This is a genomic window from Marinirhabdus gelatinilytica (genome assembly GCF_003353425.1).
Lineage (GTDB): Bacteria > Bacteroidota > Bacteroidia > Flavobacteriales > Flavobacteriaceae > Marinirhabdus > Marinirhabdus gelatinilytica.
On sequence record NZ_QRAO01000002.1, the window covers coordinates 599,527 to 616,332 of the forward strand.

Genomic DNA, 16,806 nt, shown 5'->3' on the forward strand with positions numbered 1-16,806 from the left:
ACTTCTTATATAATCCATTTTCCATCCTCCATCTTCCATCTTCCAATTTCCAATTTCCATCTTCCAACCTCTACCCTCGAACCTCTAATTTCCACCCTTACGCGAAAGTGCATATTCCTTCTTCCAGCTGTATAGGACTGGTAGTAGGAAATAGGACGTAACATCGATTATCATTCCGCCAAAAATGGGTATCGCCATCGGTATCATTATATCGCTTCCCTTGCCTGTGGATGTGAGTACGGGAAGTAAGGCAAGCACAGTAGTTACGGTTGTCATCAAACACGGGCGGATACGTTTACCTGCGGCTTCCAAAGTGGCAAGCCTTATACTTTTTTTATTATCTGGTTCGTTGCTTTTGAAAGATTGGTCTAAATAAGTGGCCATTACCACACCATCATCCGTTGCAATACCAAATAGGGCAATAAAACCTACCCAAACGGCGACACTTAAATTGATGGTTTTCATATTGAACAAGTCCCGCAGATTTTCGCCAAAAAAGCCGAAGTTGAAAAACCAATCCTGCCCGTATAGCCATATCATAATAAAGCCACCTGCAAAGGCTACGGCGATTGCGGTAAACACCATAAGTGATGTAGAAACCGACCTGAATTGGAAATACAGAATCAAGAAAATGACCAGTAAACAAAGTGGTACCACGACCGATAAGGTTTTTTCTGCTCGCAACTGGTTTTCATACGTTCCCGTAAAGCGATAGCTCACGCCTTGCGGTACGACCAGCGAACCGTTATCAATATTTTCTTGAATCAGCGCTTGGGCATTTTCTACCACATCCACTTCGGCAAAGCCGTCGAGTTTGTCAAATAGCACGTAGCCAATTAGAAAGGTGTCTTCACTTTTAATGACCTGGGGTCCTTGCTCGTAGCGGATATCTACTAATTCTCCCAATGGTACAGGGCTACCTTTCTCAACGGGAACATAGATATTACGTAAGTCCTCTGGATTTGCACGTAATTCTCTTGGATAGCGCACACGTACAGCGTAGCGTTCACGTCCTTCCACGGTTTGCGTGAGTGGCATACCGCCTACGGCCACTTGAAGGATTTCCTGCACGTCCATAATGGATATACCATATCGAGCCAATTGGTCTCGCTCAATATCTATGAGCAAGTAGGGTTTGCCCACGATTCGGTCTGCAAAAACAGCTTGTTCCTTAACGCCTTCAGCTTGTTTCAAAATATCTTCCAGTTGCAGTCCGAAGTTTTCTATAGTTCTTAGATCAGGACCTTTTACCTTGATACCCATAGGTGCTCGCATTCCTGTTTGTAGCATTACCAGTCGAGTTTCGATGGGTTGCAACTTGGGTGCAGATGTCACGCCTGGTAGTTTGGTCACACGTACAATCTCGTTCCAAATATCATCTGGACTTTCAATGTCCGGTCGCCAGTTTCGATAGTACTCGCCATCGTCATCTTCAATCAAATCTTCGCGTGTGGCGGTAGTCTTGAGCGATGTTTCGGCATAGTTTGCATCTTCATCTATCTCATTATTTGGGTTGATGGTGAATTTGTTGTTCTTCAATACAAACAACCCATCGTCATTGACCTTATAGCGTTGTCGCTCGCCAGAACCATTCCGCATATATTCAGATTTATACTGAATGACATTCTCATACATCGAGAGCGGTGCCGGGTCGAGTGCGCTTTCTGTTCTTCCGGCTTTACCCACTACGGTTTCGATTTCAGGGATGCTCGCCACAGCCATATCCAGCTGTTGCAGTACGCGTTTGTTTTCTTCAGCGCCTGCGTGCGGTAGGGATGTAGGCATCAAAAGAAATGAACCTTCATTGAGCGCTGGCATAAACTCTTTGCCCGTATTGCGCATAATGATGATACCCAACGTGAGTACCGTAGCCGGAATGATTAAAAACAGATATCGGTTCTGAAGTGCCCATTTCAAAATACGTTCATAGTAAATCCTGAAAATCGAGAATACACCGAGCAATCCAAAACAGATTATGGAAACAAATATTAGGTTTATCACGATGCTTCGGTCAAAGCCCAATGGTCGCCAGTAGGTAGCGAGCAGGAATACGATGGCAACAGATGAGATGATGATATCCAGTAGGTTTTTCCGCTTTAGCGAAAGCGTACCACGCATCTTTAAAAGTGATGTGATGGCAAAGGCGATAAGAATCAGCCCTAACCAAAATCCATAAACAATGGCGAGAATACCCAATAAAACAAGTGCGCCGTTGATGGCGTACTGTGTGCGTTCCCGCAAGCTCGTCTTGCGGAAAAGAAATGCCGCAATGGGTGGAATGATAAACAGCGCAATGATGAGCGATGCCGTGAGCGCCATTGTTTTAGTAAAGGCGAGCGGACGGAACAGTTTTCCTTCGGCACCTATCATTGTAAATACGGGTAGGAAACTGATAATGGTCGTCAAGACAGCTGTTAGGATAGCGCCTGAGACTTCGGCAGTGGCGTTGTAGATGATTTTATTGATGCTGGAGACTGGAGGCTCGAGGCTAGAAGATTGTGACTGACTATTGAGTATTGAATCCTTTTCATTATTAATTTCAGTTTTATCTCTCTGTCCGTCTGAACTTTTCCAACTTCCATCTTCCAACCTCACATTTCCAACTTCCAACTTCTGAGCTTTAGCTTCTTCCAAGTGCCGTATCATATTTTCGGCGAGTATCACGCCCACGTCCACCATCGTTCCTATGGCAATGGCGATACCAGAAAGTGCGACGATGTTTGCATCTACATTAAAGAGCTTCATCGTGATAAAAACCATCAGAACGGCTACGGGTAACAATCCTGAAATAAGGATGGATGCACGCAGATTGAAAACCATTATAATAATGACCAAAATGGTAATCAGGATTTCCAAAGTCAGGGCTTCATTGAGCGTGCCCAGCGTTTCTTGTATAAGTTCTGTCCGGTCGTAAAATGGCACGATGGTTACTTGCGAAGTGCGCCCATCTTTCAAAGTTTTTGTGGGAAGACCAGCGCTTATTTCGGCAATTTGAGCTTTGACATTATTGATAACTTCCAGCGGATTTGCACCATAGCGCGCGACTACCACACCACCTACAACTTCGGCACCTTCCTTGTCCAGGATTCCACGTCTTGCAGCAGGACCCAAATGTACGTTTGCCACGTCTTTGATACGGATGGACGTGAAATTTTCTGAATCTACTACCGCATTTTTGATATCTGAAATGGACTTTACGTAGCCCAATCCGCGAACGAGATATTCGGCTTGATTGATTTCGAGGGTTTGTGCGCCTATATCTTGATTGCTCTGCTTTACGGCTTTTACCACATCGCCCATACTTACATTGTACTGGCGCATTTTTTCCGGGTCTATATCCACTTGATATTCCTGAACATACCCACCTATGGAAGCCACTTCAGAAACACCGCTTGCAGAGGATAGTCCGTACTTTACATAGTAATCCTGAATGCTACGTAATTCCTGCAAATCCCAACCACCAGTAACGTTTCCGTCTTTATCACGACCTTCCAACGTGTACCAAAATATCTGTCCGAGACCTGTTGCATCCGGCCCGAGTGATGGATTGACACCATCAGGCAAAAGGTTTGCAGGAAGTGAGTTCAGTTTTTCAAGAATGCGACTGCGCGACCAATAGAACTCGATGTCTTCTTCAAAAATGATATAGATGCTGGAAAACCCAAACATAGAAGAACTACGAATAGTTTTTACGCCTGGAATACCGAGAAGGGAAGTGGTAAGCGGATATGTGATTTGGTCTTCAATATCCTGTGGCGAGCGACCTTGCCACTTGGTAAAAACAATTTGTTGGTTCTCACCAATATCTGGAATGGCATCAACGGCAACTGGGTCTGTAGGCAAAAAGCCCGTTTCCCAATTAAAAGGTGCATTGACCACGCCCCAACCCACAAATAGGGCGAGTAGTAGAACGGCAACAAGTTTGTTTTCTATGAGAAATTTAATGCTCTTATTCAGCATAACATTTGATTATTAGAGTTTTGGAATTACGTGTTGCGGAAAATGGCAAACACGCACTTTAGCCCGTAACAGCATAGCTGTTGGGCTTTATTCAAAAAATCTATTACATCAAATTAAGAAAGTCTGGTGCAGCACTTGCACATCCCGTATGACAAAGGGTGGGGGGTAAGCTACAAAAGGAACTTCGTCAAGTTCGGTTCCCTCAAATAGGTTTATATAAGAGTACGTAAAAGCAGCGATAAACGTTTGCTGCTCAAAAGAAAGCGTGTCAAAAGATATTTTAAGATCGTCTTTACCTTCCTTCACGAGCAGTTGGTCAGTACAACACGATGTTGAAGTCATTTCAGGATTTTCACAACGTTTAATAGGTTGTGCTTTTTCCATTCCGCAACTTTTCGCTTCTGAAATTAAACTGAAATCTACCAATGTATCTCCACAAAAGTGCATGTCTACGGTAAATGACATGGTAGAGAACAACACTACAAAAGCCATTGTTAAAGACAATATTTTATGGAAAAACTGCTTCATTTATTACAAAGCTACAAAATTTTAACAGGGTTCGTTGAGATTAACAGAACTTTAATTGATCATTGCAACAAAAAGATTTGGCATCAATACTATTGGCAACGTAGTTCCTAGATACCATTATTAATTACTTTCCGATACAAAAAGTAAAAACTCTTTGTTTATAGTATTTACAAAAGATTGGGCAACAAATAGGCAACATTTCAGTATAAATAAGGGTATTTACAGAACAAATATCAACAATCGGATGATCTATTTGTATAATGCTAAAATAACTATTTTAAACAAAAAAACCGCTTCCAAAGGAAACGGTTTTAAATATCTATTCAGAAGCGTTTAAGCTGCCGTACCAGAGCCTAAATAGATACTGTTTGATACTTGGCTACCATCTGCTGAAACAAATGCCATAAAAAGCTCTACTGTGTCTCCTGCATAAGTTGATGGAATAGTAATTGTTTGAGAACCTGCTGTTCTATCTGCACCATCAAGAATATACATTGACTCTTTTTTACCAGGATTATAAACCAACACCATAGCTTTATCAGTAACATTTGCATTACCTTCTGCCGAGTTATCATCCCAAGTAAATGTTACTTGTCCCGCTGTGGTTAAATCTGTTGCAGGGTTTAATGCACTCGATAAGTTTCCTCTACTTAAAAGAGCTAAAGAATAGTCAATAGTAAAGTTTGGTGCAGTACCACCTACTGCATTGTTTAGCACATAAGACATCGCAGCATTAAACTCTGTTTTTTGTACTGCATAGCCTTTGTAACCCGCTTTAATAAAGCCTAAATTAGGCTGTAAATAACTTAACGTAAGCGCAAATTTTGTTCTTTGACTTACTTGTCCTTCCGTACGTGGATTAGCCACGTTAGAAGGCTTAATTCTTAAATAGTCAATACCTTTCCAAGAAGCACCAACTACGTTTCCTACTTTCCCTGATACACCGCCAAGGATTCCTTGTGAAATAACACCCATAACATTTATAAATTTAAATTAACGTTCATTCGGACTTGGTACGGACTTGATTCGAGTAAAATACCCTTCAATCAAGTATACGCAAAATTGATGCCTTATAGAACTTTTCAGCATCGTTTAGCCGCTATTGTCGCAAAATGAAACGAACCCCAAACCTTTATAATTTTTAAAAAAGAAAACGAAAAAAAGAAAACAAATAACTTGCAGGCGATGGCTATGACGACAAGGTTTTTAGTGAAAAATATTGCTGCAAAAAAAGGTTTTTGAAAAATGCACCGAGATAGGTGCAATATTTTTTTCAAAACCCGAAGGGCTTGACCTTTTCGGCATAAAGCGTTGGCTTATGAAAGCCTGCTAAATTTGTGGTCTTTTTTTTATTTTTACCAATCGGAAAACTCTGAGCGTTCTTGAATATTTTCTTCGATTTTTTCGTAACCTATAAGCTTATAATCATATAGAGTACCTAAACTGAAGTTTATTATTTCTTCTTCATCTATTTCAAACTCAAACTCGGCAGGAAGCAATAAATCTAATCTATAAATACTATTTTCAGAAACGTGGGTTACGTTCCAATATCTATCGTCTTCACTATCATAATGAGCCATTGATAAATCATTATAAGTTAATGGTAATTGTAAATCTACTTTAGCTCTAATATCCATTTGAACCAAGTTTTCCTCTAAAGATGTTATAATTAATGAAGAAACCTCAAAATTTAAAATTTCACCCAAGTCATATTCCAATTCTACATAGTATGGGTCAGATAACAATCTTTCATAAATTAGTATCGAAAAATTATCTGTGTAATCATCAATAGATTCTTTTAATTCATCTATAGCTAGGTTTAAATTTGAAGATAAAATACCATAAACGGCTTTATAGTAATTGCTTGCGTTAACAAATACATTTAACATCTGTCCAATCCCATTGATGACCTCAAAACTCTTGGAAACATAACTCAACATATCATTATCCGAAGAAATCACAAATGCACCAGACATATTTATATCGCACCAATGTTCTATAGTATTTAAAATAAAAGCATCTGGAAATTCATCCTTTTTTTGACCTGTACCAAAAGGGGATTTTTTATCAAAATACAGTTTAAAGACTTCATTATGATTTGCTATTTCAGATGATATAATTTCTATATTTTTTTCTTTTAAAAAAGAATCAAAATGGTTCTTCAATTCAGTGAAATCTGATTCAATTTCAACTTTAGGAATAGAATAAAATTGTTTATATTTTTCAGTTTGCCTTAATAAATTACCTTCTTTGTTTAATAATGCAGAAGCTTTTTTAAAAGCTGTTTTAGCTTTAGTTAAATTTTCCTGAATACGTTTCAAACATTCTTGATATGTAATATCAACTATTTTAACTTGTATTCCTTCTTCAATTGACTGATCCAATAATTGATTAAGTTTTTTACCCTCAGTAAAATTCTCACTTTGAAAAACATTTGTGTCTAAAAAAATAATATTGTATTCTAAAATCATATATGTATATAAAGTCTACAATTTATGAAATTTTCTTCAGCAGGTAAACAAGCGCAGCTATAGTACAGCAAGGAATGAAGCGCAGCGAGAATGGATTGCTGTAACTATAAAGCGAGCCGCCAGCGAGTTGAGCAAGGGTGTTATGGTGGATAGCTTGAAGCTTTAGCGTAAAGCTGCCATAACTACGTGGTACACGCAGGGTTGGCGGTGTTTTTGATACGGATGTTGTTTTTTAACTTGACTTATTATTTCAATTGTTAATTGAATTATGAAATGTGCTACTCAAAAACAGTGACAACCCGATTAGCCCGAAGCGAACAGCAGGCGAGCCAAATTATTAAGTAGCGGTTGCACCCCAAATTATATTTTGTGAGCTACAAGCGAACACCTTATTGGGGTTTGGGGTGCAAGAGTAGCTACGGGTGAGGAAGTTGTGTAGTGTGTGAAATAAAGCAAATATATAGTGCTAACGAGGATGTGTCACCGCAGTAGTGCTATATATGTTAAGCACCAATACGACCAACGAGAGTATTTGTGATTATGCTTTATGGAACAAAATGGAACAACTGACGAACACCGCTTTACCTGCTTTTACGGAATTGAGCGCAAAGGCAAAAGTACAGGTTGGAATTTTGTAGCGTCTTGCGATAGCAAGGTGCGGAAAATATTGCAACTTGTACTGTGGGGAACGGAAGCTCTTGTGATTACGTGCGTGAAGAGTAACGTAACAAACGGAAGCGGAAGTGCTTAAAGTGGGGACTTATTTATCTACTTTTAAATTCAATCCCTAAATGCCTAAATAGTCTCCTAACTTTCATTCTCCAACTTATCTTTGAACTTATCCAAGATTTACCATCCTTTGGAATGAGAATGTTATCATTAGAGTGCATTGGCTTCATTTTGCTTTGCGATACTTTACCATCAAATTTTAATAACAAATATAGGTCTTGTGTTGGACAACCTTCATCATCCAAATCAAATATATTTTGATGTTCCTTTTGATTGAATTTTTCCTTTTTAGCTTTTAATCCTTCAAATAGCTCAACTAAATCAACCTTTTCTGTAATAAAATCTAAATCGTAAATATCTTTATTTGCTGCCCTACTTGAACCGCTAATTAATTTAAACAGCCCTATATCTCTCGTGGTTACTAATCTTATATCATCAATAATTTCTATATCATCCATCATTTTCATATTTTGAATGATTTCGACCTTAATCATAGTACCGCAAGACTTTGTTACCCAAAATCTTAAAAAAGTATGCTGTTCACTTTCTTTACCTGCTGGATAATCAATGCCTGTAACATTCTTTTTCCCAAAAAAAGCAATTGCCTCTTGCTCTATTTGTTCTAAATGCTTTATACCAACAATTTCAGGACAAAATAAATCTACATCTTGAGATTCTCTATGACCAAAACGGATAGCCAAATTTGTACCACCTGCCAATGAAAATTGTGATAATGATGGTAAGGCTTGTAATTCTTTGATAGTAGTAATGAGTACTTGAGAAACCGTACTCATTTATTAGAACTTATAACGTAAAAATGTAGGCTTGTTATAACGTGCAGCAACCATTCTACATACTTGGTTACTTATACGCTCTTTAGTGTTTTTAAGTACAGCGTAAATTTCATTTGCAGTATATACTTTCTCAACAGAAGCAATATCTTTTCTAAACGTTTTTTCATTAGTGGCCAATAGCATTCTTGGGATAATAACATCCTTATCTTCTTTAGCAGATAACTTGTTCATATCCATATCCCAAAACACTTTCTTTTGGGCTACATTTGCTATGTTTACTTTCGTTTTCAAAACTTCTTTTTACTTCTCTTATACTTTAAAGTATAGTACAAATATATAAAATAGTATTTAATTCACTATCTATTAAAGCATTAGTTTAACTATTTACTACAATATCTATACCATTATTTATAGTATTATATCTATTAGTCGTTTAATAAACTTGTTTGTTACTTGTTAGAAAACATTAACCTTTTAGTTCATTAAAATCGCTTATTATATCTTGTATTATATATTTATGATTAGAAACTATAGTACTTAATTCTTTAAGTGGATTATTAGTATACTCATAAATATCTTTACCAAAAGCGTTATCTATTTGAGCATTTATTTGATTTAATCTTTTAGCTATAAAAACAAGTTCATTATTAATAGTATCTACTTTCTTGTCAGATAAGCCATTAAATATAACTCTAGTTTCATCAAAAGCTTTATCTAAATCTTCAAAAGACAATTCAAGTTTATCTCCATCTAACTTTTTAAAACCTACACTCAACGCAACTTTAATAGAATTTTTATAATTAGTTGAACCTATTTGAGATTCAGTAATTGATATTATTTGAGAATCTCTTTCTAAAACATCAAATATATATGGAAGAATAACTTCTTTTAATGCTATGGTTAAATGACCTTTACCTCTATAATTTGGTGACATATACCAATGTAAATCATTATACATATCCAATACAGCTCCAATATATTTATCATTAGTTTTTATAAAGAAAAAACTATAAGGTTTTTGTTGGGTACTCTTTATAGATTCCCAAACTTTCGCATAATCAACATTAACCCCTATTTGGTGCTTAAATATTGTTTTTGAGTACTTATTATTATTGAGTTTATTGAGAAAGGTTTGAATTTGGCTTTCTTTCATTTTATATATTGATTCTGAAACTTTATATAATCTTTAAAACGAATACATTATCCAATAATTTCTATTAACACCTCATAAATCTTAACCATTGCCAACGTATCTAACTCACAATATTCTAAAAGGTTTTTTCTGGTAGTTTCCTTGTCCTCTTTAAAGTCTTCATCTAATACCATTCTTCCCCAAGTATCTAAAGCCATTGTACCATTATTAACATCTAAATCTGAATAGGCTATTTCTGGAACTATAACAGGTAATACTTTTTTAATGGAACTAGAACCGTGAAAACGATAATCTATATAGTCTTTTTTGAAAATCGTCTCTAAATCAAACGTATGCTCATTAATGTAAGTTAGATAATTGGTAAATTGTGGTAACCATTCTATTAAGTCTTTATTTCTTCCTATTTCAAAACTGGCGTGCCAAGACACAAATGTGCCTGTGCTTCCTGTAAAGTCTTGCATTGCTTGAAGCATATCTATTGGCATTTTCATAGCATCTAACAAATATTCAAAATGAGTTAATGTACCCTTCTCTGTTAAAGTGTGTATAGATACTTGAAATGTTAAATGCTTATGCGGACTTAAACCATCTAATTTAGGAATAGCACTTGCATAGGTTTCATAATCTATAAAATGTAATGGAAACTTCAATTTATCTAATTCCCTTTTAATATTTGTTATATTGATTATGGGTTGTTCTTGTTTTACAGATTCTACTTGTGTTTGTTGGTTTACATTTAATTCAAAATCTAATGGAATATCAATAATTGCTAATTGGTCATTGTCTACTAATTGACCTATTTTTTTTGCTCTAATATTTCCTATTTCATAAATAGGATACTCTGGAATAGTGGTGTTAAAGTATTTAAAGCTATCACAATGGTTAGACCTTGTATTATATTTACAGGAACATTCTGTTTCGTTAATGGTTTCTTTATTAATAAAGTTTGATGCAGCATTTATTTTATTTACTACACTTGAATACAAAGCTTCTAATTTATCTGTAACCTCTTCAATTTCTAATAGATCACTTGCAACGATATGGCCTTGTTTTACATACTCTTTATTAAGATGAATGATTGATACTTTTGAAACTGTAAAGCCATTTTCTGTGAGTACTTGTTTTTGAAAACAAGCATCTTTTAAATGGTTGTGTTTGTTATCTGTTTTTATAGAAGTAGAAGATTTTACCTCATAAATATGCCAGGTATTATTTGCCAAACGTTCTAATATATCTATTCTTGCAAATACGCCTTTTTGAGTAGAAAAAGAGGGTTGAAAATATACTGTACCTCCTTTATTTATGATACCTTTTGTAAATTCTGGACTTGCATTTTCTGGTATTTCTATACCGTCTGTAAATAGTTGTTTTGCATAGGCTTCTACCTCGTAACCTTCTTTAATTAGTTTTTCTAAAAACAATGAAAATTCTCCATTAGGATATACATTAGGTTTGTTTTTTAGTAACCATAACGATTCTGGACAATTTAAATAATGAATAAAGTCGGTTTTTGTGAGTTGATGCATATTAATAAACCATTATTAAGAATTACTAATCTCTATAATCTCTATTGGATAATTAAAAGTAGACATTTCTCTAATACACTGGATAAGTGAAAATTTAGCTATGTTAGAATCCATTTTTTCTACGTTGTTCCTTATGATTGGAACTCTTTGTGTATCTGATTTAAAAGCCATTACAAACACTATTTCTTTACCTCCAGTAGCAAATTTTTGTAAAAAAGTATCTTTATTGTTTATTTCATATCCAATATTGTCTGTACGCCTATTATAGCTATCTATTACATCACCTACAAATGAATTGTCACCTGAATTGCGAGAAATCATAAACCTATTTGCTGAAATAACAACTTGGTTGCACAAGTCTCTAATTTTAGCATCAAAACCTGTCTTAATGTGAATAAGGTAGATTTTATTATCTTCTTCACTTTCATACATAATATCACATAGTTCAATATTTTGCCCCAATGCTTTATCAAAAACCCAATAATTAGGTTCGTTTCTGTAAAGCGAATTGTAAGCATCTTCAGAGCCTGAAGTCCAAGGATGAAATAAAATGTTTCTTTGAGAATGATGTCTATTTATCATTTGACTACATAGTTGATTCATTGAATCAGTAAAATCATCTTTTACTAAATACCATTTAGAATCAATGTGAAATATAGGTTTGTTTTCATACTGTAACTCACAAGTTACATAATGCCAAAAGTTTGCCCATACATATTTTTCTGTTCTATTACCCTTAAACCCTTCAACCTTTAAACCCCACATAATTTTATTAAAATCAACTTGACTTGCATTTAATTCAAGTTGATCGTAAACATATTTTAATCCTTCTTCATATAATTTATTTCTGTCTGTTATTTCTAAAAAGTCTTTGCGTTGACCCTTTAGCTTTATTTCAAACCTATCACATTCATAGAATTGTTTTATTTTAGATGGATGTACAAAATCTATATCAGCTTTTCTTGGATTTTGACCTCTTGTTTGGGAAAATCTATTGAGCATATCATCACGTAATACTATCATTAAGATTTTAACAAACTCATCATCTGTAAGACCTCTTTCTTTAATTTCAACAAATGATGTTAATGCTCGCCTCGTTTGGGTATCAATTATTTCATTTATTCTTTTAAATAGTAGATGTAATTCTTCAAATGAAATTCTATGTTTAATATGAAAGTATGACGCTATTTCTAATTGAACATTTTTATCTCCAAAATCAATAAAATCGAAATAAGTATCTCTTATAACATCCTTTAAAACTAAATTTATACTTGTTGGAATATTAACAAAGTTTAAAACATCACTTAATCTTTGACCTTCTTTAAAAATTCTATTACTTTGAGTTAAAGTGCCTGAAATACCCCTTGTTGTTAATGAAACTATTTCTTCGTCAAGAGTTGTCAAATATTCGTAAAACTCTAAACCAAAACGGTGATTTTGAAATGCCTTAATAACCATTGTGCCACCACCTCCAATAACTGCAAATATTTTATTATCAATACAAGCAAATAATACGAAAGAAAGTTTTAAAACTGTAAAGTCAAGATTCTCTGATAATGTAGAAGGTAAAAAACTCTCCCAATGCGCTTTCTTTTCTTTTTCGTTATAGACATAGGTATAGTAATGTATATCATCAATTACTTTAGGAAATAATTCATCATTTATAGAATCGGTTTCGTTTATTCTTGTTTTATGATGTTTTACGAGTGTATTTACTATTTGGTGTTTATTTAATCCTTTTAAATCCCTATGGGTAGTATCAATTTGAAATATTTTTATTTCATATTCACCATCTGCTCTTAAACGAATATCTTCCATAGTATTTGCTTTAATTATTCTCTACAATACTAATTTCTTCAGCTGTTAAACCATATAATTTATATACCATTTGGTCAATTTCATTTTCGAATGATTTAGTGTCTATGTTTGGATTTTCAATTTTTATTGATAATACCTTATCGACTAAATTTATAATGGTTTCTTGCTCTTGTAATGAAGCCTTCTTTACAGGGAATTGCCTAAAAACTTTTACTCCAATATCAACACCAACACCTCTCTTTTTACCGTTAGTGTTAAACCAATATTCACCAAGTTTTGAGTTCATAATACCTAAAAGATATTTCAAATCATAGTCTTTGTTTTTTTGCCAAATAACGGAAAAAGAAAAGCCTACGTAATATTGTTTATCATCATAAGTAAAATGTGGAAACTTGAACATTCCTGGACAAATAAGCTTTGGTATATCGAAAGGATTTACTTTAGAACTCCTATCTCTGTGCAAGCCATAAGGTGCATTAGACGACGTAACAAAGTGCGTTACATTATCTAAATGTTTTTTTAAGTTTGGATAAATATTTTCTTTAATCTGTTCTCTAATTTTTTTATCTGAAAAGATTAAATACTCGTCTGAAAAATTAATACCATACTTTACAACATTATGAGTATTTAAATAGGGTTTTAATATTTTTTTCTCTTCTTCGTTTAGCTCTAAATTTTCTACTTCATTTTTATTAATCACAAATACACCTTCACCACCTTTAAATTTATATTCTAATTCGGTTGGTATATTTTTAGAGGCAACTTTATCTGAACTTTCTTGTATGCCAACAGAAGTATTATATAATTCTCCTAATTCAATACAATCATTAAATAATGTGCTTGAACTAACATCCAAATTAATAGAATCATTATTTAATATTTCCTTGTTATTATAGTGTAAGACTGTTTCCTTATTTATGTCTTTGCTAAAATCTTTGGTGTCAACTAAAACTAACTTTACTTCATAGTCATTAGTAATTAATGAATTAAAGTAAGAATGAATCATATGCTTACCAGATACTTCTTCAAAAATTGGATAATCATCAAAATAAATAATTTCATTTAAAGTCTTCTCATTGAAAATTCTATTAATAAGATTTTTAGAACCATCACTTTTCACCCAATATGAATTTGTTATATAAGATATATAAGCATTTTTGTCAGCAATATTAAAGGCTTGATGTAGAAAGAAATACCACAAATCCATTTTCCCTTGAAGGTATTCTTGCCATTTAGGACTTTTACGTATTGGCGCAAAAATATCTTTTGCATCACGTTCTTTAATATATGGTGGGTTACCTATAATAGCATCAAAACCTATATAACCACCATCTTCTGATAATACCTCTGGAAACTCAAAACGCCATTCAAAAGCATTGTGATAAATGGCATTGTTTACAATTTCTTGTTGTTCCAAATATGCTTCTTCAACTTTCGATTTTAGATTAAGTAATCTTTCTTTTTCTGCTTTTGATATTTTTTCACCAAACTTTTTAAGGTTATTTATTTGCTCTTCTTTCAGGTTATATTCTTTTTGAGCATTTATAAACTTGTTGATAAACTTATTATCTAATGTGCTTTTAAAATTATCTTTAACTTCCTCTATTATTTCTAATACCTCCCGCTTTCGTTCCTTCTTATTTGTGTCTTTATATTCGGCTACTGCATTTTTATAATCTGTAAATGTGTATTTTAATTTAGGATTCTTTTTATTTCTAAAAGCATCTTTTAAATCATCATCTAAACTGAAACGGCTTATTAATGAGTTACCGCATTTAATATTGATATCGATGTTAGGTAAGGTTTGTAAACGGTTAGCTTTGGTATAATAAGCGTTTTTAAGCAGTTCAATCCAAAGCCTCAAACGACATATTTTAACCGAGTTGGGGTTAATATCTACACCAAACAAACAGTTTTCTATTAGGGTTTGTTTTTCGTGAAATAGGGTGTGCTGAATGCGTGTACTTTCTTTTTCAGTAGGGTTGTATTCAAATAATAAGCCCTTGTCGTCAATGACATACAATTCATCATTTACTATTTCTATATCACACCGCAGCGGTAAGCCTTTAGCATCTACTAAAATGCCTAATTCGTTTTTAATAACAATTAACTCATTCAATGCACTAACCAAAAAGTGACCAGATCCTACTGCCGGGTCACATATACGCAAACTGTTTACTATGGTGTTAAAACGTTTTAAATCATCAATTTTAAAGTAACGTTGACAATAAGATTGCAAGTCTTCAAACGTTTCTATTTGGTCGTTTTCTTGTTCTTTAAATTTTTGTACTACTGCACGACGTAAGGTTTCTTTACACATATACATTGTAATGTATGCAGGGGTGTAAAATGAACCTTCTTTATAACCATTAATTTTCTCGAATATTAAACCTAATACCGAAGCGTTAATTAATGACTTTGTTTCTTGGGCGTCTTCAATACCTTCATTTCCATCGGTTGCAAAATCGTAAGCATCTAAAAATTGAAACAGGTAATCGAGGGTTTTTAGTTTTCCTTTTTGTTTTTTACCATTAATATCTTTTAATACGGTTCCGCTATAAATGGTAATATCATCATTATTTAGTGCCGATATTTCAAACGCTTCGTCTTCTAAAATACTACGTTCAAAAAGAGAACTGTTTAGGTATGGAATGTATTGATACTTATCTTTAAATCTTGGATGGCGGTCTTCTTCAATTTTTGCTAATGCAGAAAAGAATAAATCGTTTAAATCGTCATACCCATTAATAAATTTTGAGTTAAGGAATTTATATATTGGATTTTTATCGTGATAGGTAAGTAGTTGCGATTCCAATAGTTTTAAAAAGAGTATTCTATTTACCCAAGTAAGACACAACTCTAAACCTGCATTGAATGCTTTTTCACTATTGTTTTCTATACTTTTTATTTTATGCAGATAGTCTCTGTCTTCTAAATGAAAAATGGTGCTCTCTAATAACGATGCGTAATCTCTGTTTTTTTCAGATTTTCTGCTTATAACTTTTTTACCCTTATCTTTTACTTCTTCTAATCCAATAATGTGTAATAACTCATTATAAAAAGCTTTATTAAGTTGGTTGCTGTCATTACCGAAGGAATGACCCAATAAGTGAACATTAGAGAATATTTTAAAAAGTGTATTTAGGTGTGCGTCACTTAATTTGTCGAAATTGGTTTTAGAAAAATCTAAATGCACAAACGGTAAATCTTGCTCAACTTCTGCAATATATTTTTTTGCTATTTCATTGTAAAAGAGTTCATTTTTGGAAGTGTCTTTTAGACCATCTCTAAAGGCTTTATATTCTTTTAAAAGGGCTTTATTTTTATAGAAGTAATTATAGAAATCTTCAGCTTTGAATAAATACCATTCATAACCATTAGTAGCCACCAGATGCTTAATGTTATTATTTTCGTTATCTAAACGTTCACGTAAATAATATAGTAATAGTTCTTGTAATGCCTTACGGTTAATATTTGTCTCTGTTAAAAATTCAGATTTGTTACTTGGTTTTTTAGCTTCTATAATAACACTAACATCAGATTTTGCAGTTTTGCCTGTGTATATAGCTAAATCAATACGCTCTTTAGTATTAATATAGTTTTCCGCATAAAATGTATTCTTAAAAAACTGAATGAAATGAGATTTAATATGTTCTTCACTTTCACCGTTGTCATCACTATGCTTTACTTCTTGTAGACATTGTTTTAATTCTTCTACAAATTTATTGACGTCTTTCCGTAGAGGTTTATGTTTTCTATAAGCAGGATTTAGTGCTTTTCTGGTATTAGTTTTGTTCATTCTTTAAATTGACCTTTGTAGCCTTAAA

The 16,806-nt window shown here is 33.7% G+C and carries 10 protein-coding genes; all 10 read right to left on the minus strand.

Features of this window, described 5'->3' with window-relative positions; translation table 11 throughout:
• Positions 1 to 84: 84 nt before the first annotated feature.
• On the minus strand, positions 85 to 3,960 hold the full coding sequence (locus C8D94_RS08815; protein ID WP_115123548.1) for an efflux RND transporter permease subunit: 3,876 nt from the start codon (positions 3,958 to 3,960) through the stop codon (positions 85 to 87).
• Between the two features lie 108 nt (positions 3,961 to 4,068).
• The gene (locus C8D94_RS08820; protein ID WP_115123549.1) at positions 4,069 to 4,488 is read right to left on the minus strand and encodes an HYC_CC_PP family protein; all 420 of its coding nucleotides are present in this window, start codon (positions 4,486 to 4,488) and stop codon (positions 4,069 to 4,071) included.
• Between the two features lie 333 nt (positions 4,489 to 4,821).
• The gene (locus C8D94_RS08825; protein ID WP_115123550.1) at positions 4,822 to 5,463 is read right to left on the minus strand and encodes a DUF6266 family protein; all 642 of its coding nucleotides are present in this window, start codon (positions 5,461 to 5,463) and stop codon (positions 4,822 to 4,824) included.
• A 380-nt stretch (positions 5,464 to 5,843) separates the two neighbouring features.
• Entirely contained in the window at positions 5,844 to 6,959 is a 1,116-nt protein-coding gene (locus C8D94_RS08830; protein WP_115123551.1) for a PIN domain-containing protein, read from the minus strand.
• Positions 6,960 to 7,723: 764 nt separating this feature from the next.
• The gene (locus tag C8D94_RS08840) at positions 7,724 to 8,482 is read right to left on the minus strand and encodes a nucleotidyl transferase AbiEii/AbiGii toxin family protein (RefSeq protein ID WP_115123553.1); all 759 of its coding nucleotides are present in this window, start codon (positions 8,480 to 8,482) and stop codon (positions 7,724 to 7,726) included.
• 3 nt (positions 8,483 to 8,485) lie between these two features.
• A complete protein-coding gene (locus C8D94_RS08845; RefSeq protein WP_115123554.1) occupies positions 8,486 to 8,773 on the minus strand; it encodes a DUF6922 domain-containing protein in 288 nt (95 codons plus the stop codon).
• A 175-nt stretch (positions 8,774 to 8,948) separates the two neighbouring features.
• Positions 8,949 to 9,635, minus strand: a complete 687-nt coding sequence (locus C8D94_RS08850; RefSeq protein WP_115123555.1) for a GNAT family N-acetyltransferase — start codon at positions 9,633 to 9,635, stop codon at positions 8,949 to 8,951.
• A 47-nt stretch (positions 9,636 to 9,682) separates the two neighbouring features.
• Positions 9,683 to 11,161 (minus strand): DUF2779 domain-containing protein, encoded by a 1,479-nt coding sequence (locus C8D94_RS08855; RefSeq protein WP_115123556.1) that lies wholly within the window; start codon positions 11,159 to 11,161, stop codon positions 9,683 to 9,685.
• Between the two features lie 15 nt (positions 11,162 to 11,176).
• Positions 11,177 to 12,979: a DUF6119 family protein gene (locus C8D94_RS08860; RefSeq protein WP_115123557.1), complete on the minus strand. Its 1,803-nt coding sequence runs from the start codon at positions 12,977 to 12,979 to the stop codon at positions 11,177 to 11,179.
• 10 nt (positions 12,980 to 12,989) lie between these two features.
• Positions 12,990 to 16,778 carry a type IIG restriction enzyme/methyltransferase gene (locus C8D94_RS08865; protein WP_115123558.1) on the minus strand — a complete coding sequence of 1,263 codons (3,789 nt, stop codon included), beginning with the start codon at positions 16,776 to 16,778 and terminating at the stop codon, positions 12,990 to 12,992.
• Positions 16,779 to 16,806: the final 28 nt, after the last annotated feature.

Bases quoted from the DNA above. Each gene is read 5' to 3' on its own strand.
- C8D94_RS08815 (WP_115123548.1), bottom strand. From the start codon at position 3,960: ATGCTGAATAAGAGCATTAAATTTCTCATAGAAAACAAACTTGTTGCC.
- C8D94_RS08820 (WP_115123549.1), bottom strand. From the start codon at position 4,488: ATGAAGCAGTTTTTCCATAAAATATTGTCTTTAACAATGGCTTTTGTA.
- C8D94_RS08825 (WP_115123550.1), bottom strand. From the start codon at position 5,463: ATGGGTGTTATTTCACAAGGAATCCTTGGCGGTGTATCAGGGAAAGTA.
- C8D94_RS08830 (WP_115123551.1), bottom strand. From the start codon at position 6,959: ATGATTTTAGAATACAATATTATTTTTTTAGACACAAATGTTTTTCAA.
- C8D94_RS08840 (WP_115123553.1), bottom strand. From the start codon at position 8,482: ATGAGTACGGTTTCTCAAGTACTCATTACTACTATCAAAGAATTACAA.
- C8D94_RS08850 (WP_115123555.1), bottom strand. From the start codon at position 9,635: ATGAAAGAAAGCCAAATTCAAACCTTTCTCAATAAACTCAATAATAAT.
- C8D94_RS08855 (WP_115123556.1), bottom strand. From the start codon at position 11,161: ATGCATCAACTCACAAAAACCGACTTTATTCATTATTTAAATTGTCCA.
- C8D94_RS08860 (WP_115123557.1), bottom strand. From the start codon at position 12,979: ATGGAAGATATTCGTTTAAGAGCAGATGGTGAATATGAAATAAAAATA.
- C8D94_RS08865 (WP_115123558.1), bottom strand. From the start codon at position 16,778: ATGAACAAAACTAATACCAGAAAAGCACTAAATCCTGCTTATAGAAAA.